Raw genomic sequence first — 19,968 nt, 5'->3', positions numbered from 1 at the left:
GGGCGTCTTCTCCAGGCCTCAGCCTTTAAAGGCTTTAGACTAGTCTGACATCGCTCTTGCGACGAGAACAAGGCCCGATTGGTGCCGGTTCATGGCGGAAGCGTTCGGTTGCAGGCGCCATGAACCTCGCCGATCCTGCAGTAGGAAAATGGAGTTTCCGGGCCTTTGACCATGCAGACTGCCCAAGACATCGCTGCCCGGATCGTCGAGCGGGCCGGTGATCAGCGCCGTGTCATCGTCGCGCTCGCCGGACCTCCGGGCGCCGGCAAGTCGACCTTGAGCGGCCGCCTGCTCGCGGCGCTGCCGGAAGGCGAGGCGGCGCTGGTACCGATGGACGGCTTCCATTTCGACAATGCCGTGCTCGATGCCCTGGGGCTGCGCCAGCGCAAGGGGGCGCCCGAGACCTTCGACTGCGCCGGGCTCGCGGCGACGCTGCGGCGTATCCGGTCGGGCGTAGGGGATGTCGCGGTGCCGCTTTTCGATCGCGAGTCCGATCTTGCCCGTGCCGGCGCGGCGATCATCCCCACCGATGCCCGATTCGTGCTGGTCGAGGGCAATTATCTCTTGCTCGACCAGGCGCCCTGGTCCGAACTCGCACCGCTCTTCGACCTCACCATCTTCATCGACGTGCCGCTCGCCGAGCTGGAGCGCCGATTGCTGGCCCGCTGGCGCGATCTTGGCCGCAGCGAGGAGGCCGCGCGTAGCTGGGTTGACGGCAACGACCTGCCCAATGCGCGATTGGTGATCGCAGGCAGCCGGCGGGCTGATATTCTCTGGCGGAACGGCGCTGCGCTCTGACGAAACGAGCTCGGGGCGCAATTTCTCCTCCCGCCCCCTGCATTCCCCGGAGAATCCGCCTATATCGGCGGTTCCATTTGGAAGCATTTCAATGTCCTCGCCTGCCACGCCGGCTCCGGCGCCCCTCGCGCGCTCGGCCGTGCTCCAGCCCGGCTCCGGCTTCATCGCCACCTTCCAGGCGCTCTGGCCCTATCTCTGGCCGCCGGAGCGGGCCGATCTGCGCCAGCGCGTCGTCGCTGCCTTCGTGCTGCTGGTGATCGGCCGGCTCGTGCTGATGGGCGTGCCCTTCACCTTCAAATGGGCGACGGACGCGCTCGCCAACAACCCGACCTCGCTGTCGAACTGGCTGCCGTGGCTGGTTGGCGCGCCGCTGGCGCTGACCGTGATCTACGGCTTCGCCCGTGTCGGCTCGGCCGCTTTCGTGCAATTGCGCGATGCGATCTTCGCGCCGGTCTTCATGCACGCGGTCCGCACGCTGGCGCTGCAGACCTTCGGCCATCTCCACCATCTCTCGCTACGCTTCCATCTCGAGCGCAAGACCGGCGGTTTGACGCGTGTGCTCGAGCGCGGCCGCAACGGTATCGAGGAGATGGTCCGCCTCGGCCTCAATCAGCTCGTGCCGGTGATCATCGAGGTCACCCTGATCATCACCGTGCTGCTCTGGCTGTTCGACTGGCGCTATGTCGTGGTGCTGGTGACGATGGTGGTCGGCTACATGGCCTACACCATCAAGGCCACCGAATGGCGCATCGCCATCCGCGCCCAGATGAACGAGTCCGACACCGACGCCAACGCCAAGGCGATCGACTCGCTGCTCAACTACGAGACGGTGAAGTATTTTGGCGCCGAGGCGCGCGAGACGGCCCGCTACGACCTCTCGATGGCGCGCTATGAGCGCAACTCGATCAAGGCCTATACCTCGCTCGCCTGGCTGAACTTCGGCCAGGCCGCGATCTTCGCGATCGGCCTTACCGTCTCGATGGTGATGTGCGTGCGCGGCTTCCAGGCCGGCACCAACACTGTCGGCGATTTCGTGTTGATCAACGCCATGCTGATCCAGCTCTACATCCCGCTGAATTTCATGGGCACCGTCTATCGCGAGATCAAGCAGGCGACGCTCGACATCGAGCAGATGTTCTCGCTGATCGGCCGCGATCCGGAGATCCAGGACGAGCCGGGCGCTCCCGCGCTCGACGTCCGCGCCGGCACCGTAACCTTCGAGGATGTCCACTTCGCCTATGTGCCGGAGCGGCCGATCCTGCGTGGCATCTCCTTCGAGGTACCGGCCGGCAGGACGGTCGCGATCGTCGGCCCTTCGGGCGCCGGCAAGTCGACGATCTCGCGCCTGCTCTTCCGCTTCTACGAGCCGCAGACCGGGCGCATCCTGATCGATGGCCAGGACATTGCCGAGGTCAAGCAGGTCTCGCTGCGCTCGGCGATCGGCATGGTTCCGCAGGACACCGTGCTGTTCAACGACACCATCGAATACAATCTGCGCTATGGCCGGCCCGAGGCGACTCAAGGAGAGATCGAGGACGCCGCGCGGCTCGCCCAGATCGACCGCTTCATCAAGTCGCTGCCGGAAGGCTACCAGACCTCGGTCGGCGAGCGCGGTCTCAAGCTCTCCGGCGGCGAGAAGCAGCGCGTTGCCATTGCCCGCACCATCCTGAAGGGCCCGCCGGTGCTGGTGCTGGACGAGGCGACCTCGGCGCTCGATTCCTTCACCGAGAAGGAGATCCAGGACGCGCTCGACCGGGTCAGCGAGGGCCGCACCACCTTGGTGATCGCCCACCGGCTCTCGACCGTGGTCAACGCCGACGAGATCATCGTGCTCGACAAGGGACTGATCGTCGAGCGCGGCCATCATCGCGAATTGCTGGCGGCCGACGGCGTCTACGCCGCGCTCTGGAACCGCCAGCGCCAGGTCGACGAGGCCAAGGCGACGCTGCAGCGCGCGACCCAGGAAGAGGGCGAGAGCGTCAGGGTCAGCCTGACGCAGTGACCTTACCGCTACGCTGTCGGTTGTGGACGATCGATCAAGCGGGCCATTATTCGGGATGATAGTCACGGGTCTCTCGGAGGGAGAGAGCCTGCCATGTCGGTCGCGGATACGGCGCTTTGGATCATGGAGCGCAATTCGAGCCAGGAGCTGTCGCTTGGTTCGATCGCGGCGGCCTGCAAAGTGTCGCGCTCGCATCTGGCCAATGCCTTCGGAACCGCCAGCGGCTGGCCGGTGATGGCCTATTTGAGGGCGAGGCGGCTGAGCGAGGCTGCCAAGCGCCTCGCCGCCGGTGCGCCCGACATCCTCTCCGTCGCGCTGGAATTCGGCTACGGCTCGCACGAGGCCTTCACCCGCGCTTTCCGCGATCAGTTCGGGATCACGCCCGAGGAGGTCCGCAACGCCGGTCGCACTGACAGGCTCGCGCTCGTCGCGCCGCTGCGATTGACGAATGGCTGCGCCAGGACGCCGATCCCGACATTGCGAACACTGGGTCGGCTGCGCCTCGTCGGCTTGTCGGCCCCATGCTCCTACGAATCGGCGATCGGGATACCGGCGCAATGGCAGACGTTCATGTGTGACCACTATGCCGACATCGCCGACAAGGCACCCGGGATACCGATCGGCGTCTGCCGCGCGCCGGATGAGGATGGCTGCTTCGAATACATGTGCGCCGCCGAGGTCAGCTCGGCCGTCTCGCCGCGCAAGCCGCTCGCTGCCCTGGAGATCGAACCGGGGAACTATGCGGTCTTCGAGCATCGCGACCACATCTCGACGATCTTCGATACCTACACGGCGATCTGGAACGAGGCGCTGCCGGCCGCCGGGCTCAACGCGGCGAACGGTCCCGTCCTCGAATTCCACAATGACGACTTCGACCCGGGGACCGGGCTCGGCGGCCTGACGATCTGGATCCCGCTGGAGCGCGAGGGAGGTGGGAGATGAGTGCAGCGGAAACGTCCAAGGAGGCGATAGAGGCGAGCCGTTCGGCCTCCAACGCGTCGACCCTCGCCGGCTATGAAGGCTGCGCCGACGAGTATGCCGAAACGACCGCGCCCAAGCCGGAGGCGGATGACCAGCCGGCGCTGATCGAGCTGCTCAAGATCGTCCCGCCCGGAAGCCGCCTGCTCGAGATCGGTTCCGGCCCCGGCTGGGACGCCGACTGGCTCGAGGAGAGGGGGCTCGTCGTCAGGCGTACCGACGGCGCGGACTCCTTCGTGGACTTCCAGGCGGGGCGCGGCCGCCAGGCCGAGCGCCTCGATGCGACCGGCGATCCGCTGGGCGGCCCCTATGACGGGATCGTCGCGCTCCATGTGCTCCAGCATGTCGAGCGCGAAATCCTGCCTTCGGTCTTCGCCAGGATCGCAGAGGCGATTCGCGATGGCGGCGCCTTCCTGCTCGCGCTCCGGGAAGGGCAGGGCGAGACCGCCGAGATCGGCTCGAAGGGGAACGAGTACTATGTCGCCCTCTGGCCGCGCTCCGAGATCATTGCCGCTCTGGCCGCGCTCGGCCTCGCTCTGCACTGGTCCTACTCGTTCGATGGTCGCGAAGGCCGCTGGCTGACCGCCTTGTTCAGAAAAGGCCTGCCCGCATGAGCCGGAAAGCCTTGCTGCTCTTCCTCGCCCTCGGCGTGATCTGGGGCGTGCCCTATCTGCTGATCCGGATCGCCGTCGTCGACTACCACCCGATCATCGTCGCCTTCGGCCGCGCCGCGATCGGCGCCCTGGTGCTGCTGCCGTTTGCCTGGCGCGGCAAGGGCATCATGGCCGGCTTCCGCAAGCCGGGCTGGCTGATCCTGTTCACGCTCGTCGAGATCAGCGGGCCCTGGTTCCTGATCGGTTTTGCCGAGACGCGGGTCACCAGCTCGCTCGCCGGCCTGATCATCGCGCTGACGCCGATCCTCGCCGCGATCCTGGGCGTCGTGCTGTCGCAGGAGCGGCTCGGGACAGGCCGGCTCATCGGTCTCGGGCTCGGCCTTGCCGGCGTCGTCGCGCTGCTCGGCTTCGACGAGCAGCCGGCCGGGCTCTGGCCGGCGTTGGCCCTGGGCGCAAGCGCGCTCGGCTATGCGCTCGGTCCGATCATCGTGGCGCGCAAGCTCGCCGACGCCGACGATGGTGCCGTGGTCGTCGCCTCGCTCATCGTCGCGTCCGTGATCTATCTGCCCTTCGTCCCCGCTTATTGGCCGGCGCGTTTCCCGCTGGATGCATCCCTCGCCGTGATCGCCCTGGCCGTCTTCTGCACGGCTCTGGCCTTCCAGCTGCTGTTTGCGCTGATTGCCGAGGTCGGCGCGTCGCGCGCGACGGTGATCGCCTATCTCAATCCGGCCGTAGCGGTTCTGCTCGGGGTCACGGTGCTGGGCGAGCCGTTCTCTCTCGCTCTGCTGGTGGGCTTCGCGCTGATCGTCGCCGGCTCCTATTTCTCCACGGCCCGGCGGCCAGAGCGCTCGGAGGGCGCAGCGTCGGTCGTCGAGCCGTCCAGTTGAGAAAGCTTCCACAAAGCCCTCGCCAGGATGGCCCCGGATTTGCCAGTATGGCGCACTGCATTTGAAGCGGGGGGCTTCATCATGTTCGTGCTCGATCCGACCACTTTGGTCGGTTTCCATACTTGGCTCAGCATCATCGCCATCGTCGCCGGCATCCCGATGACGGCGGCGCTGCTGAAGGGCCATCTCAGCCAACGCTGGAACGGCATCTTCCTGTCGACCGCCTTCGCAACCAGTGCGACCGGCTACGCCTTTCCCTTCAGCGGCGTGTTGCCCTCGCATATCGTCGGCGGGATTTCGCTGGTGCTGATCGTCGTCGCCGGCTTGGGGCTCTACGCTTTCGGCCTGCGCGGCGCCTGGCGGCGGATCTACGCGATCACCGCGGTGCTCTCCTTCTACCTGCTGATCTTCGTGCTGATCGCGCAGCTTTTCCTCAAGGTGAACGTCTTGCGCGACATGGCGCCGACGCAGAGCGAGCCGCCCTTCGCCATCGCCCAGGGCATCGCGCTCGCCATCTTCCTGGCGCTGACCGTGCTGGCGGCAAGGCGCTTCGGCAATGGGGTGAACCTCGCCCGGCCGGCATGAAAAAGGGGCGGCCCGGAGGCCGCCCAGTTTCTCGCCATGTTGGTCTTCTGCTTCCGCCTCAGTTGCGGTCGACGTCGACGATCTCGCCGCGCCAGTTGATCTCGACGCGGAGCTCTTCGCCGCGCCTGTCGGCGCCGTCGATCACCCAGGTATTGCCGCTCCAGCGAGCCTGGTCGACCTCGGCGACGCCGTTGCGCCGCGCGATCCTGATCGCCTCACGCTGCGAGATCGTATCGTAGCGCGCGCCGTCATAGCCGCCCCGGTCATAGCCGCGGCGGACATCGTCCGGCTTGTAGGTGCCGCCGCGATAGGGCGCGTTGTCGTTGCTGGTCGGCCCGCGCTCATATTTCGGGATGCTGTTCTCCGGTCGCAGGTCGACGCCTTGCGCCATGGCCGCGACCGGGGTCAGCGCCAGCGCGCCGGCGACCAAACCAATCTTCAGAGGTCTCATCCTCATCCTCCGGGGTTGATGATGTGTCCTGGGGATTCAACCGCTGCGACGAGGATGCGTTCCGAAGTCTTTCGTGACCATTTTGCGGCAAATGTTTAATGCGGCCAGCGCCTCAGGGCGAGGTCTTCTCGAAACGGGGCGGGCCGTTTCGCAGGCATCTGAGAGGCGGGCCGGATCTGCGCCCTTGCGGTCCGCCGATTTCTCGGCAAGCTCAACCGCAACGGGAATCCGGCGGCTGGGAGGGTGCATGGCGCTCGATGCGGATGTGGTCATCGTCGGAGCCGGCCTTGCCGGCCTTGTCGCGGCCGCCGAGCTGGCCGATGCCGGCCGCAAGGTGATCATCGTCGAGCAGGAGCCGCGGGGTTCGCTGGGCGGCCAGGCGCACTGGTCCTTCGGCGGGCTCTTCCTGATCGCTTCGCCCGAGCAGCGCCGTCTGCGCATCAGGGATTCGCTCGCTCTCGCCCGCCAGGACTGGTTCGGCTCGGCCGGCTTCGACCGGCAGGAGGACCATTGGCCCAGGGCCTGGGCGGAGGCCTATCTCGATTTCGCCGCCGGCGAGAAGCGCGGCTGGCTGCACCAGCAGGGCATGCGCTGGTTCCCGGTCGTCGGCTGGGCCGAGCGCGGCGGCTATCTCGCCACCGGCCACGGCAATTCCGTGCCGCGCTTCCACGTCACCTGGGGGACGGGCCCCGGCGTGCTCGAACCCTTCCTGCGCCGCGTCGCGGAGGCGGAGAAGAAGGGGCTGATCGAATTGCGCTTTCGCCATCGCGTCACCGGCCTGACGCGCAGCGGCGGCATCGTCGACGGCGTCGAGGGCGAGGTTCTGGAGGACAGTGCGATCGAGCGCGGACAGGCGAGCTCGCGCACCGTGACCGGCAGCTTCGCGCTCAAGGCGCAGGGCGTGATCGTCGCCTCCGGCGGCATCGGCGGCAATCACGAGCTGGTCCGGCGCAACTGGCCGCAGCGCCTCGGCGAGCCGCCCAGGCGCATGCTCTCGGGCGTGCCGGCCCATGTCGACGGCGCCATGCTCGGTGTCGCCGAGGCGGCCGGCGGCCGGCTGATCAATGGCGACCGGATGTGGCACTATGTCGAAGGCATCGCCAACTGGGCGCCGATCTGGCCAAAGCATGCGATCCGCATCCTGCCTGGCCCGTCCTCGCTCTGGTTCGACGCGCGCGGCAACCGCCTGCCGGTGCCGCTCTTTCCGGGCTTCGACACGCTCGGCACGCTGGAGCATCTGCGCAGGACCGGTTTCGACCATTCCTGGTTCGTCACCAGCCGCAGCATCGTCGCCAAGGAGTTCGCGCTCTCGGGCTCGGAGCAGAACCCCGACCTCACCGGCAAGAGCTGGCGCCAGGTGATCCAGCGCGCCCGGGCCGGCATGCCGGCGCCGGTCCAGGCCTTCCTCGACAAAGGCGAGGATTTCATTGTCGAGACCGATTTTTCGCGGCTGGTCTCCCGGATGAACGCGCTCGGCGGTGCCGGGCTGATCGACGAGGCGCATTTGCGCGGGCAGATCGAGGCGCGCGACCGCGACGCCGACAATCCCTATGGCAAGGATCTGCAGGTCACGGCGCTGCGCGGCGCGCGCGCCTATCTCGGCGACAGGCTGATCCGCACCGCGAAGCCGCATCGCATCCTCGACCCGGTCCATGGCCCGCTGGTCGCGGTCAAGCTCAACATCCTGACGCGCAAGTCGCTCGGCGGGCTGATGACCGATCTTTCGGCGCGCGTGCTGGGCTCGGACGGCGAGCCGGTGCCGGGGCTCTACGCAGTCGGCGAGGCAGCCGGCTTCGGCGGCGGCGGCCTGCACGGCTATCGCGCGCTGGAGGGCACCTTCCTCGGCGGCTGCATCTTCTCGGGGCGGGTCGCGGGCAGGGCGACGGCAAAGGCGGTGGGGTAGGCCTCCTTCTCCCCTCGGGGGAGAAGGTCCCGGCAGGGGGATGAGAGCGCTTTGACTGGGTGACCGTTCCTCCCTCATCCGTCAGCGCTTCGCGCTGCCACCTTCTCCCCACCAATGTCGGCTGTTGCCGACATTGGTACTTTGAGTTGCCCATCTCGGGCAGGCCCGAGATGGGTGGGAGAAGGAAGAGCCTGCGCCAAAAGCCCCGCCGGCTCTCGCCGCGAGGGTTTGAAGTATACCGCCAGCCCAAGGGGTGCGCGGGGTCCGGATGCGGCAGCGTTCCGCCGCTGTGTCGAATGTCGATGTCGAGATGTCGAAGCAGCGATGCTTGCCGCTCCCGAACCCCGCGCGCGGTTTTCTTCAAGGTGCCTCGCCGTGCTTTCAGGTCCGGCAGGACCGGGCTCAGGCCCGGACGACGAAGCCCCTCCGCCATTCCAGCCCGCGACGGCTGTTCAAAGCGGACACCGCTCTCCCGCCCGGCCGCACGATGCCTCGCGACAGCCCCCTTGGTCGGACGGGACGGGGTGAGAATACAACGGTTCTGATCCGCGGGGATTGATTGTCGCGCCATCCCCGCGCCTCTTTCGCAAAAGCCCGCAAAAGCTTAGAGGCTGCTAGTGGCCTTTGGCAGGGCTTGGGCGTCGGCGATTTTGTCCGAGTGCCAGGAGCTTGGTGCGGCCAAGCCTTGCGGCTTGGCCGTGGCGAGCGACGCCGCAATCGGGCAAAAGCGCCACGCCGCTTACGCGGTGAGGTGAAACCGGCCGACTGCGGCGTCGCATCGCTTGCCGATACCGCAGTATCGGCGGCGCAATGCTCCTGGCATTCGGACGGTTTGACCTCACCCAAGCCTTGCCCAAGGCCACTAGCAGCCTCTAAACAGCTTGGCCGTCTTGCGGCCTCAACCCCGCCGCGAAGGCACTGCCAGATGCGCGCGCCGCGCCAACAAGAGCAACAGGACTAACGCCCATGTCTCTCGTCGATTCCGTCCGCCGGACGATCGTGCCGATCCACAAGGAAGGCTATGTCTTCATCGCCATCGGCGTGGTGGCGACGCTGGTGCTCGGCCAGCTCTGGGGACCCTTCGGCTGGATCGGCACGCTGATCACGCTGTGGATCTGCTATTTCTTCCGCGATCCCGTCCGCATCGTGCCGCAGCGCGAGGGGCTGGTGATCTCGCCTGCCGACGGCCGCATCAGCCAGATCGCCACTGCCGTGCCGCCGCCGGAGCTCGAGCTGCCGGCCGAGCCGATGACGCGCATCTCGGTGTTCATGAACGTCTTCGACTGCCATGTGAACCGCAGCCCGGTCGCCGGGCGCCTCACCAAGATGGCCTATACGCCGGGCCTCTTCCTCAATGCCGAGCTCGACAAGGCGAGCGAGGACAATGAGCGCAATGCTCTGGCGATCGAGACACCGGCCGGCACCATCGCGGTCGTCCAGATCGCCGGACTGATCGCGCGCCGCATCGTGCCCTTCGTCAAGGAGGGCGATCCGCTCGGGCAGGGCGAGCGCTTCGGCCTGATCCGCTTCGGCTCGCGTGTCGACGTCTACCTGCCGCAGGGCGTCACCCCGCTGGTCGGCGAAGGCCAGACCGCGATCGCCGGCGAGACCGTGCTGGCAGATTTCTCGGGCAACGATACGGCCCGGGTGTTCCGCGGGATTTAATCAGGCGAGATGGCCGAACTCTCCGAGACCGCTGCATCACTGCGTTTCGGTGGAGACGATCTCGACCCTACCGAAATCTCGCGCCTGCTGGGCGCTGTTCCGACACTCTGCTACCGCAAAGGAGAGCGTCGGTTGCGGCCAGACGGGCAAGAAATTCTCTGCGGTAGCGGTCTCTGGATGCTCAGTGCTGAGCGGGTTCGGCCGGGCAACCTCGATAGGCAGGTCGCTGAGTTACTGGCTCCGCTCAGCCAAGATCTTGCGGTCTGGAATGATCTTTCTCGCCGCTTCGGCGGGGTGATCTTCTCCGGGTTGTTCCTTGAGAGTGCAAACGAGGGGATTGGATTGCAGCCTCAGACGATGCTCGCTCTTGGTTCGCGTGGTCTGGGGCTCGACATGGATCTCTATGGGATAATGGACGACGGGGATTGAGCGAGACGCTCATCGGCCTCTCCCGCTAGCCTCCCATCTTAAAACCGCGTATTCCCGCTGATATGAGCGACCTCTTTCCGCCTTTCGAGCCCGAGCGCGTCGAAACCAAGCGCGCGCGCTTCAAGCCGATCCCGTTCCGGCTGATCGCGCCCAACGTCATCACGCTATTGGCGCTCTGCCTCGGGCTGACCGCGATGCGCCTCGTCGTCGAGGGCAAGCTCGAGACCGCGACGATCTGCATCCTGGTGGCGGCGGGGCTGGACGGCGTCGACGGCCGTCTCGCGCGCCTGCTCAAGGGCACCTCGCGTTTCGGCGCCGAGCTCGATTCGCTCTCGGATTTCGTCAATTTCGGCGTCGCCACCGGCTATGTGCTCTGGGTTTTCGTCCTGCACGACCTCAGGTCTTTCGGCTGGATCATCGTGCTGACGCTGGCCTGCGCCATGGCGCTGCGACTCGCGCGCTTCAACGTGATGATCGACGATCCCGACCGGCCGGAATGGCAGAAGAACTTCTTCGTCGGGATGCCGGCCCCGGCCGGCGCGATCACCGCGATGCTGCCGCTCTATCTGCACTTCATCGGCGTTCCCGTGCAGGACTATGGCGCGCCCTTCGTCGGCCTCTACATCCTGTTCATCGCCTTCCTGACGATCTCGCGCATCCCCTGCTATGCCGGCAAGACCCTCGGCACCCGCATCCCGCGCGACCAGGTGCTGCCGATCTTCGTCGCTGTCGTCGTCGCGGCAGGCCTGCTCTTCGCCTATCCCTTCGAGATGCTGGCGCTGATCGTCGTGGCCTATCTCGCGCTGATTCCGGTCAGCGTCGCGCGCTATCGCAAGCTGGAGCGCGAGCATGCGGCGGCGGCTGCATTGCCGACCGTCGCCGAACCCGTGATCGAGTCGGGTTCCGAACCGAAAGCCTAGCGCCGCTTCGCCAGCCGGCTGGCATTGGCGCGGGTGCGCCGCGAGAATGGCTCCAGCGTGCTGTGGACCGCCTTGGCCGTCGCTTCGCCGAACCCGTTCGGGGTCAGCGGGTTGAACGCTAGGCTCCACCAGAACAGCGTTGCGGCATGGCCGATGGCGAAGCTGCTCTCTGCCATCGCGGCGGCCTTCTCGACCACGGCCTTGCTGGCCTCGCGCTGGCCCCTGGCATCGCCGAGCGCGCCCTTGGCCAGGATCGGCAGTCGCATGGCGATGGTGAGGCCGGCATCGACCTGCATCGCGACCATCTCGGCGAGAACGCTTTGCGCATCCGCCGCCAATGCGACAGTCGAGGCAGATCCAGTCCGTGACGCCATGGCGAAAGCTCTCCGGTGACGAGAAGGGGGCCGCATGGGCCAAGCCTTGCGGGTCGCCGCCACGCCCGCCTGTCCGATGTGGCAAGCTAAACGGCTTAGTGCAATCCGGAACCATGCATGGCGGTGCCCAAATTCTGGGCCTTGCACAGGAGATGCGAGGAACCATGCCATGCGGGGAGGGCGCGCGGCACGGCCCGATCTCAGGAGAGGGCTTGGGATATTCCCCAACAGGCTCTAAAGCCTTGCGGGAAATCGTCCCGGACGCGCAGCGAGCCGACACTTGAATCTCTTCAGCTCCCAGAAGCCGCCCGGCTGGCGGCCCAAGCTGGTCCTGGCCTCGGCCTCGCCGCGGCGACTTGCCCTGCTCGAACAGGCCGGCCTCAAGCCCGACGCGCTGCTGCCCTCCGATCTCGACGAGAGCCCGCTCAAGGGCGAGCGCCCGCGCGATCTCGCCCGCCGGCTCGCCCGCGCCAAGGCCGAGGCGGGCCTGGCCGGGCTTAAAGGGCGGCCCGATCTCGAAGGCGCCTATATCCTCGCTGCCGACACGGTCGTCGCCGTCGGCCGGCGCATCCTGCCCAAGGCCGAGATCGTCGACGAGGCCGCCGCCTGCCTGCGCCTGCTCTCCGGCCGGGCGCACCGCGTCTATACCGGCGTCGCCCTGGCGACGCCCTCAGGCACGATCCGCGAGCGCATCGTCGAGACGCGCCTGCGCTTCAAGCGGCTCTCCGGCGAGGACCTCGAGAACTACCTCGCCTCGGGCGAATGGCGCGGCAAGGCCGGTGCCTATGCCATCCAGGGCATCGCCGGCTCCTTCGTGGTCAAGCTCGTCGGTTCCTATACCGGCGTGGTCGGCCTGCCGCTCTACGAGACGGTCAACCTGCTCGGCGGCGAGGGCTTCCCGGTCCGCCTCGGCTGGCTGAATGTCGGCTGAGTCGAGCGGCGCTGGACAGCCATGATCCTGATCTGGCTCTCGCCTCTGATCCTCTTCCTCGGGCTGATCCTGTCGGGCCGCTCGGCGCTCACCGCCGGTCTGGTGGGCACGATCTGCGCGGCATTCGTCGCCTGGTTCGCCGGGCCGGCGCATCCGGACGCCGCTGCGATCATCAGGCATTTCGCCGCCGGCGCCTGGATCGGCCTGCCGGCGGTGCTGGTCATCGTCGCCGGACTCGCCTTCTCGCTCAGCCTGGAGCGGGCGAAAGACGAAGCCGACACAGGCAAGCCGGAGCATGGCTCGCTCGCCGAGGCCTGCCTGTTGCGCGGCCCCTTTCTCGAAACCTCGACCGGCTTCGGCGTCGGCTATGTCGTCGCCGTCTCCGGCGCCCGCCGGCTCGGCGTCGACAAGGCGCCGGCGCTGGCGCTCGCCACCTTCAGCCAGATCCTGGTGCCCTGGGGCGCGCTCGGCATCGGCACCAGGATCAGCGCCGACATCGCCGGCGTCTCGCTCGCGGCGCTGATCTGGCGGGTCGCGCTGGTGACGGCGCTGCTCGGCGCTGTGCTGCTGCCTTTATTCTGGCGCCTGTCGCGGCAGGCCGGGCTAGCGCCCGCGCTCGCCGACCGCCTCGAATGGGCCGGCCTGATCGCGCTGCTGATGGCCCTGCTCGTCGCCGCCAACCTTACGCTGCCGCTGGAGCTTGCCGCGATCGCGGCGCTGGCGCCGGTGATGCTGCTGCGCTTCCTGCGGGTGAAGGGCTTTGCGGGGCTCGACCGGACGCTGCTGGCGCGGCTTGCGCCCTATATCGCGCTGGTCATCGCGCTGGCGCTGATGCGGCTGGTGCCTTCGATCCATGACCGGCTGGAGCATCCGTCCTTCAAGCCCTTCGCCGACGCTTCGGCCTTCGCGCCGCTGCTCTCGCCGGCGCTGCCGCTGATCGTGATCGCGCTCGTCGTCGCTATCCGCCGGGGCGGGGCCAGGCAGACCACGGCCCTGATGAAGCTGACGCTGCAGCGCGCCGGGCGCGCGGCGCTCCTGACCTTCCTGCTCGTCGGCATGGCCTGGATCATGGTCGGTTCGGGCCTGGCCGGCGGCATCGGTCTTAGCGTCAGCGGCGTGCTCGGCTCCTGGTCGGCCGGGATCGTGCCGGTCGCCGGTGCGCTCGGCGGCTATCTCACCGGCTCGAACACCGGCGCCGGCGCCGTCTCGATGCCGCTTGCCACGGCTCTGGTTCCGGCCGGTGAGGCGCGGCTTCTGGTCATCGCCGCGGCGGTCGTCGCCGGCAGCCTGCTGACCGCGGTCAGCCCGGTCCGCGTCACCATGGGCCAGGTGCTGATCAAGGCGACGACCGCCGAGACCGGGCAGGCATTGCGCGCGCTCTGGCCCTGGTTCGCGCTGGTCGTCGGCCTCACCACCGCGATTGCTCTCGCCGCCGCTCAGCTCGCCTGAGAAGGCCGGGCCCGGCCGCGCATGCCGGCTTGCATGCCATGCGCTTGCCCAGGGCGCCGCGAGTGCCGATGCTGGCGCCATCACGAGAGCGCCGACACCAGATGGCGCGCAGGGCAGGGAACATCGGAATGGCGGGACGTCTGGAAGGCAAGGTCGCGATCGTCGCGGGCGCGGGCTCGATCGGCCCGGGCTGGGGCAATGGCAAGGCGACCGCGACCGTGTTCGCCCGCGAAGGCGCCAAAGTCGTCTGCGCCGACCGCAATCTCGAGGCCGCGCAGGAGACCGCGAACATCATCGCCAGCGAGGGCGGCGAGGCCTTCGCGATCCGCACCGACGTCACCAGCGAAGACGATTTGCGCGCGCTCGTCGAGGCGACGCTCAAGGCTTACGGCCGCATCGACGTGCTCGACAACAATGTCGGCATCGCCGAGGTCGGCAGCGTCGTCGACCTGCCGCTGGAGACCTGGGAGCGCGTCTTCAGGGTCAACCTCACCGGCTGCTTCCTGGCGATGAAGCACGTCATCCCGGTGATGCAGCGCCAGTTCGCCGAGAGCGGGCAGGGCGGCTCGATCATCAACATCTCCTCGATCGCCTCGATCCGCCACACCGGCGTGCCCTATGCCAGCTATGGCGCCAGCAAGGCGGCGATGAACCAGCTCACCCGCACCACGGCGGCGCAATACGCCCCGCAGAAGATCCGCGTGAACGCCGTGCTGCCCGGGCTGATGAAGACGCCGATGGTCGAGCATTCGGCCGGGCTGGCCCAGACCTATGGCAAGGGCGACGTCGCGGCGATGTGGGCCAAGCGTGACTCGCAGGTGCCGATGGGGCATATGGGCGAGGCTTGGGACGTCGCCTGGGCGGCGCTCTTCCTTGCGAGCGACGAGGCGCGCTATGTCACCGGCATCGAGCTTCCAGTCGATGGCGGAGTGACCTTGCAATATGGCGCCTGAGCAACCCGAGAATCCTGCCCCGCCTGCGCGGCCCTGTCCGATCTGCGGCAAGCCGGCCGTGCAGCGCTTCAAGCCGTTCTGCTCGTCCCGCTGCGCCGACATCGACCTCGGCCGCTGGCTCAAGGGCAATTACGTGATTCCGGGCGAGCCGCTGGAGGAGACCGAGGAAGCGCCGATGCGGCGCGACGAGGACGTCTGAGGCCGATCAAGAACCGTCATTGCGAGGAGCAAAGCGACGAAGCAATCCAGGGGGACGTAGAGCTCTGCCGCCCCTGGATTGCTTCGCTTACGCTCGCAATGACGATGGGAGCCTAGACATGGAAAGGCCCGGCGTTTCCCTCTCGGGAAGGACGCCGGGCCGTTCGCTGACCGGCCGCGCGACGGGTCAGGACTATCCGGAGGGCGCATCGCCCGAATTCCGCCTCCCGCGCGATCGAACTGCCGGTACATCCGCGGCTTGCTCCAGATCGGCGGCAGGCACGGCGCCATCGCTGGCGCCGCCGCATCAACCCGACTACCGCGCTTTGGTTCCAGGACGTGTCAGCATCTGCGCTGCGAGCCGCGCTCGCGGCATGTCGGTGTCGGGCCGGCGCTGCATTTGCGCCGGGCGCGGCGAAAGGGCCGTGCCGAGCGCGGTTTTCGAGCCTTGGCGGGCAGGACCGAAATTTTCCCACCGGCAGGATCGTTTGTCGGCTGGACAGCCCGCGCCCATGCCTCTATATCGCCTCGCACCAACCGGAGCGCAGCGCGCTTCGCGGGGATGCCCAGGTAGCTCAGTTGGTAGAGCATGCGACTGAAAATCGCAGTGTCGCTGGTTCGATTCCAGCCCTGGGCACCATTCTCTTTTCAAGTGCTTCTATAAGCCTCTTCGCGTTGCTCGGGTTTGGCAGTTTAGATTGCCAAGAATGGACCTCTATTCGCTTTTTGAGTCTTCTAGTTCCAAATACTTTCATTGACAGCCAACGCATTTGTTGGCCACGCTACCTCTCGCCGGCCGACAGATGGGGGAGGAGATGTAATCGAAGTTTTTCTTCATGTATTTTGAAGGGAGCGCAATAATGGAATACATTACTAAACATTTTTTAACAATTTCTGCCTCTGTAACAATATTTGGCACAGCAGTATCTGTAGCATTTTTAGCTGGATATCTATCAGCTTTCAGTCCTGGCCTTATTTGGATAGTAGAGTATGCTGATTTGTTGAAATTTTCTATAATCGGGTCTGCAGTTATTATTGCAGTTTTGGGATTTATTCTTCCTATTGCGGGAGAGATATTGGAATTATTTTTCAGAAAGAACCTTAGATCTATATTTATAGTATCTATTTTGATGTCGTTGTTCGTTACTTATTATATTATTAAAAATTATCATGACATAATCTCGGAGATGAAATTATAATTATAAAACAAATTACATTATTAACCTGTGCCGTTGCGTTTGTAGTTAGCCTTTTTGGTGTCTCAAGGCTTATTTCTATTAAAAAGGAAATCGGGTTCTTCCCACCAAAGTTGGCAATACCTGTAGCTTTTTCATTTTTATTATTGAGTTCAATTCTAGGCGTATGGAAGGGATTGAGTGTTAGAACTGATAAAGGACCTTTTGGCGAAATAGCAATTAAATCAAAAAATGAAACGGAAGTAATTTACAAAGATGCGCAGATAATCATGATGCTTTCTCATCATGCCGTATTTAGGGTTGGGGATCGATTAAACATTGTACAAACGTCAGATATAACGCGAATAACAACTGGAGAAAAAGGTTGGAATCACTAAGGAGGCTTCTTCAGCACGCATTGCGTTCCCAATTCAGAGATCTCCGTCCGCCGGAAAGGTTACGCCCCGTCGATTTCGACGCATAGCCAATGGCGTGGCGGGCCAGAAGGTACTGACACTGCGTTTTGAATCGATCGTGCTTCGTGCAAAAGCGATTATCAGCTCTGTTTTTAGAGCGGCCATCGAATTTGGCTGTTCAACGTCAGCAAGGCGACCATGATTACGCGATAGCGGTGCGTTGGTGGGCAGGCTAGAGCACGCGGTATCCCGTTGGTGACCTCGCTGGCACCGGCTCGCTCGCCGTTAGGAGAGTCGCCGATCCCGCTCATCAACAATCCGCTCCATGATCCCCTGATGCTCGGCCAGCAACGCCTGCAGCGGCCCCATGGCCCGGAACGCGCGCTGGTCCTGCTCTTCCTCGCCCTGCTCTTCCCAGTTGGCGATCGCCGCGTCGGCGGCGGCGAGGTCTTCGGCTGAGAGAGCGGGTGGCGGCGGGGCGCCGGCTTCCTCGACGAGGCGCCTGGCGATCTCATGGCGCAGCTCTTCCTCGCGTTGGAGCAGCGGCTCGAGCGGGTCGGTATAGGGCATCTGTCGAACCTTGCTTTGAACCGGCAATCTGGATCGCCGCGACCACGCACGGCAACACCTCGCCTCCTCGCGCGTTCACGCCCCACGGGCAATCGCGGCGGGGAGGGCGAGATGAACTTCGATGTCTGGGGCGAGATCGATCTGCTGCTGCGGCTGCTGGCGGGGATGGCCGCCGGGATCGTCGTCGGCTGGGAGCGCACCCATAGGCAGCGCGCCGCCGGCATCCGCACCTTCGGACTCGTCGGCCTCGGCACCGCCGCCGCCGCGACCATCTTCAGCGAGCCGCATGAGATCGACGCCGCCAGCCGCGTCGTGCAGGGGCTGGTCACCGGCATCGGCTTTCTCGGCGCCGGCGTCATCGTGCTGCGCAAGGGCCATGCGACGCCGCAAGGCCTGACCACGGCGGCGGCGATCTGGGTCACCGCGGCGCTCGGCTGCGCCGCCGGGCTCGGCGACCATGCGATCGTGCTGTCGGCGACCGTGCTCGCCATGGCGCTGCTCGCCGTCGATCACTCGATCGAGCGCTGGGCCGGCAGGCCGGAGCGACCGCAGGATGGCAGCGACGGAACCGCTTGACCCGCCGAAATTCGCCGCGCCGCTGGTTGAATCCTGGTCTGAGGAGCGGCCGCTTTCTCGGGTGAAACCAGTGCATTGAGGCAAAAATCTCACCTGGCGCGCGATGGCGCACCCTGCGGATCCTGTTGACGGGGCGCTTTCAGCCTTGCCTCGGCCGCCCGAATCTCCCGTCATTTCTCATCACAGAATTGCCTTCTTTCTTAAGCAAAGGCGCCCATCCTTCGACCGGCCGTTCCCGCGATCTCCCCCTGCAAGGCGGACCATGACGATGTGGTTTCGACCATGACGAGGCCTGCCTCCATCGCCATTCGGGCGCTCGGTATCGCGCTGCTGTCCGGAGCTCTGCCGGGCTCCGCCCAGGCCGAGCAGCTCGCCGCCAGAACCCGCGGATCGGCCTCGCCGCCGCCGGCATTCCTGAGTTTCTGCGCCAAGAACCCGGCGGAGTGCCGCCGCTCCGGCGCCCTGACGCGGCAGGTCGTCCTGACCCCGGAGCGCCAGCGCGACCTGCAGGAGGTCAATGCGCGGGTGAACTCCGCCATCTCCGAGATTTCCGACCAGGCGCATCATGGCCGCGAGGATGTCTGGAGCATCCCGACCGACGGCCAGGGCGATTGCGAGGATTTCGCGCTGCTGAAGCGCAAGCAATTGATCGAGCGCGGCTGGCCGTCCTCGGCCCTGCTGATCGCGGTGGTCGGCACGCCCGCCGGCGAGGGGCATGCGGTGCTGATGGCCGCGACCTCGGAAGGCGATCTCGTCCTCGACAACAAGACCTCCCGCCTCCTGCCCTGGACGCAAACCGGGTACCTGTTCTTCACCCGCATGTCGCAGGCCAATCCACGCGCCTGGGAAGCGATCGATGGCGGCACCGTCGTCGTGACCGCCGCGACCCGGCGTCCGGATCGGCGCTGAGCGGCCCGGTCGCCGGGAAGGCCTCGTCCGCGAAGCCGGGGCATCGGAGGACCCGTCCACCTTGAAACGCGCGTGATCCGGCCAGGCTGACGCGCAGCCTGGCCGGATAGCGTCGTTGCCTCAACGGCCGTGGCCATTGCCGCCGCCATTGCCGCCACCACCACCGCCGCCGCCGTGGCCTCCACCGCCATTGCCGCCACCGCCGCCGCCATTGCCGCCACCACCACCACCGCCGCCGTGGCCGCCGCCGCCATTGCCTCCGCCGCCGCCACCGCCATGACCGCCGCCGCCGTTACCTCCGCCGCCACCGCCGCCATTGGAGCCGTTACCGCCCCCGCCGCCGCCGTGACCGCCGCCACCGTGGCCACCGCCGCCGCCGCCGCCGCCACCGTGGCCACCGCCACCGTGGCCACCGCCACCACCATGGCCGCCGCCGCCGTTACCTCCGCCGCCGCCGCCGCCATTGGAGCCGTTACCGCCCCCGTGACCGCCGCCACCACCATGGCCGCCACCGCCATGGCCGCCACCGCCACCATGACCGCCGCCCCCATGGCCACCGCCGCCGCCATGGCCACCACCGTTGCCGCCGCCGCCATGACCGCCACCACCGCCGTGACCGCCGCCACCACCATGGCCGCCACCGCCGCCATGGCCACCGCCGCCGCCATGACCGCCACCGCCGCCATGGCCACCGCCGCCGCCATGACCGCCACCACCGCCGTGGCCACCGCCACCACCATGGCCGCCACCGCCGCCATGACCGCCGCCGTTACCGCCGCCGCCATGACCGCCACCACCGTGGCCGCCACCGTTACCGCCGCCGCCATGACCGCCACCACCACCGTGGCCACCGCCGCCGCTGCCGCCGCCACCGCTGCCGCCGCCGCCGCTACCGCCACTACCGCCGCCGCTGCCGCCGCCGCCACTGCCACCGCTACCGCCACTGCCACCGCCGCTGCCACCGCTGCCGCCGCCGCTACCGCCACTGCCGCCGCCACTGCCGCCGCCGCTGCCACCGCTGCCGCCGCCGCTACCACCGCTGCCGCCGCCGCTACCGCCACTGCCGCCGCCGCTACCACCGCTGCCGCCGCCGCTACCGCCACTGCCGCCGCCGCTGCCGCCGCTGCCGCCGCCGCTGCCGCCGCTGCCGCCGCCACTGCCACCGCCGCCGCCGCCGCTACCGCC

The 19,968-nt window shown here is 66.8% G+C and carries 20 protein-coding genes and 1 tRNA gene; 18 read left to right on the top strand and 3 right to left on the bottom strand.

What is annotated here, in order from left to right:
• The first annotated feature begins 171 nt into the window (after positions 1 to 171).
• From ACWIGM_RS08465 to ACWIGM_RS08440, 6 genes are all read left to right on the top strand, one after another.
• Complete coding sequence (locus ACWIGM_RS08465) at positions 172 to 798, top strand: nucleoside triphosphate hydrolase (RefSeq protein WP_454025493.1); 627 nt, start codon at positions 172 to 174, stop codon at positions 796 to 798.
• 91 nt (positions 799 to 889) lie between these two features.
• Positions 890 to 2,800, top strand: a complete 1,911-nt coding sequence (locus tag ACWIGM_RS08460) for an ABCB family ABC transporter ATP-binding protein/permease (protein ID WP_454025492.1) — start codon at positions 890 to 892, stop codon at positions 2,798 to 2,800.
• A gap of 93 nt (positions 2,801 to 2,893) precedes the next feature.
• Positions 2,894 to 3,742 (top strand): AraC family transcriptional regulator, encoded by an 849-nt coding sequence (locus ACWIGM_RS08455; protein WP_454025491.1) that lies wholly within the window; start codon positions 2,894 to 2,896, stop codon positions 3,740 to 3,742.
• A complete protein-coding gene (locus ACWIGM_RS08450) occupies positions 3,739 to 4,392 on the top strand; it encodes a class I SAM-dependent methyltransferase (RefSeq protein ID WP_454025490.1) in 654 nt (217 codons plus the stop codon). Before ACWIGM_RS08455 ends, ACWIGM_RS08450 begins: the two co-directional genes overlap by 4 nt.
• On the top strand, positions 4,389 to 5,279 hold the full coding sequence (locus tag ACWIGM_RS08445; RefSeq protein WP_454025489.1) for a DMT family transporter: 891 nt from the start codon (positions 4,389 to 4,391) through the stop codon (positions 5,277 to 5,279). The genes ACWIGM_RS08450 and ACWIGM_RS08445 overlap by 4 nt, the downstream gene beginning before the upstream one ends.
• Positions 5,280 to 5,360: 81 nt before the next feature.
• Entirely contained in the window at positions 5,361 to 5,864 is a 504-nt protein-coding gene (locus ACWIGM_RS08440) for a hypothetical protein (RefSeq protein WP_454025488.1), read from the top strand.
• Between the two features lie 58 nt (positions 5,865 to 5,922).
• Here ACWIGM_RS08440 and ACWIGM_RS08435 read toward each other — a convergent pair whose 3' ends face one another.
• Positions 5,923 to 6,315, bottom strand: coding sequence for a hypothetical protein (locus ACWIGM_RS08435; RefSeq protein ID WP_454025487.1), 393 nt, complete (start codon positions 6,313 to 6,315; stop codon positions 5,923 to 5,925).
• Positions 6,316 to 6,562: 247 nt separating this feature from the next.
• Here ACWIGM_RS08435 and ACWIGM_RS08430 point away from each other — a divergent pair, with 247 nt between their 5' ends.
• From ACWIGM_RS08430 to ACWIGM_RS08415, 4 genes are all read left to right on the top strand, one after another.
• On the top strand, positions 6,563 to 8,218 hold the full coding sequence (locus ACWIGM_RS08430; protein WP_454025486.1) for an FAD-binding dehydrogenase: 1,656 nt from the start codon (positions 6,563 to 6,565) through the stop codon (positions 8,216 to 8,218).
• A gap of 918 nt (positions 8,219 to 9,136) precedes the next feature.
• Positions 9,137 to 9,883: a phosphatidylserine decarboxylase gene (locus ACWIGM_RS08425; RefSeq protein ID WP_454026962.1), complete on the top strand. Its 747-nt coding sequence runs from the start codon at positions 9,137 to 9,139 to the stop codon at positions 9,881 to 9,883.
• A 9-nt stretch (positions 9,884 to 9,892) separates the two neighbouring features.
• On the top strand, positions 9,893 to 10,312 hold the full coding sequence (locus ACWIGM_RS08420; RefSeq protein ID WP_454025485.1) for a DUF4279 domain-containing protein: 420 nt from the start codon (positions 9,893 to 9,895) through the stop codon (positions 10,310 to 10,312).
• Between the two features lie 62 nt (positions 10,313 to 10,374).
• The gene (locus ACWIGM_RS08415) at positions 10,375 to 11,232 is read left to right on the top strand and encodes a CDP-alcohol phosphatidyltransferase family protein (RefSeq protein ID WP_454025484.1); all 858 of its coding nucleotides are present in this window, start codon (positions 10,375 to 10,377) and stop codon (positions 11,230 to 11,232) included.
• Here the strand turns inward: ACWIGM_RS08415 and ACWIGM_RS08410 are convergent.
• Positions 11,229 to 11,606 carry a hypothetical protein gene (locus tag ACWIGM_RS08410; protein WP_454025483.1) on the bottom strand — a complete coding sequence of 126 codons (378 nt, stop codon included), beginning with the start codon at positions 11,604 to 11,606 and terminating at the stop codon, positions 11,229 to 11,231. The genes ACWIGM_RS08415 and ACWIGM_RS08410 overlap by 4 nt on opposite strands.
• 280 nt (positions 11,607 to 11,886) lie before the next feature.
• Between ACWIGM_RS08410 and ACWIGM_RS08405 the strand changes: the two genes are divergently transcribed.
• From ACWIGM_RS08405 to ACWIGM_RS08385, 5 genes are all read left to right on the top strand, one after another.
• Entirely contained in the window at positions 11,887 to 12,537 is a 651-nt protein-coding gene (locus ACWIGM_RS08405; RefSeq protein WP_454025482.1) for a Maf-like protein, read from the top strand.
• A gap of 21 nt (positions 12,538 to 12,558) precedes the next feature.
• Positions 12,559 to 13,986, top strand: a complete 1,428-nt coding sequence (locus ACWIGM_RS08400; RefSeq protein WP_454025481.1) for an L-lactate permease — start codon at positions 12,559 to 12,561, stop codon at positions 13,984 to 13,986.
• 128 nt (positions 13,987 to 14,114) lie between these two features.
• A complete protein-coding gene (locus ACWIGM_RS08395; RefSeq protein ID WP_454025480.1) occupies positions 14,115 to 14,939 on the top strand; it encodes an SDR family NAD(P)-dependent oxidoreductase in 825 nt (274 codons plus the stop codon).
• Positions 14,929 to 15,138, top strand: a complete 210-nt coding sequence (gene yacG, locus ACWIGM_RS08390; protein ID WP_454025479.1) for a DNA gyrase inhibitor YacG — start codon at positions 14,929 to 14,931, stop codon at positions 15,136 to 15,138. Before ACWIGM_RS08395 ends, yacG begins: the two co-directional genes overlap by 11 nt.
• A 563-nt stretch (positions 15,139 to 15,701) precedes the next feature.
• Positions 15,702 to 15,777 (top strand) — tRNA-Phe (locus tag ACWIGM_RS08385).
• A 1,236-nt stretch (positions 15,778 to 17,013) separates the two neighbouring features.
• Here ACWIGM_RS08385 and ACWIGM_RS08380 read toward each other — a convergent pair.
• A complete protein-coding gene (locus ACWIGM_RS08380) occupies positions 17,014 to 17,298 on the bottom strand; it encodes a hypothetical protein (RefSeq protein ID WP_454025478.1) in 285 nt (94 codons plus the stop codon).
• Between the two features lie 111 nt (positions 17,299 to 17,409).
• Here ACWIGM_RS08380 and ACWIGM_RS08375 point away from each other — a divergent pair, with 111 nt between their 5' ends.
• The 3 genes from ACWIGM_RS08375 to ACWIGM_RS08365 all read left to right on the top strand — a co-directional run.
• Positions 17,410 to 17,874, top strand: coding sequence for an MgtC/SapB family protein (locus tag ACWIGM_RS08375; RefSeq protein WP_454025477.1), 465 nt, complete (start codon positions 17,410 to 17,412; stop codon positions 17,872 to 17,874).
• Between the two features lie 282 nt (positions 17,875 to 18,156).
• A complete protein-coding gene (locus ACWIGM_RS08370; protein ID WP_454025476.1) occupies positions 18,157 to 18,783 on the top strand; it encodes a transglutaminase-like cysteine peptidase in 627 nt (208 codons plus the stop codon).
• 129 nt (positions 18,784 to 18,912) lie between these two features.
• Positions 18,913 to 19,968 (top strand): hypothetical protein (locus ACWIGM_RS08365; protein ID WP_454025475.1); only part of this gene is annotated, 1,056 nt, incomplete at its 3' end.

Source organism: Allobosea sp. NPDC055332 (assembly GCF_053645455.1).
Note: the sequence above shows the minus strand (reverse complement) of the source record. Positions and strands in the feature narration are given on the sequence as shown.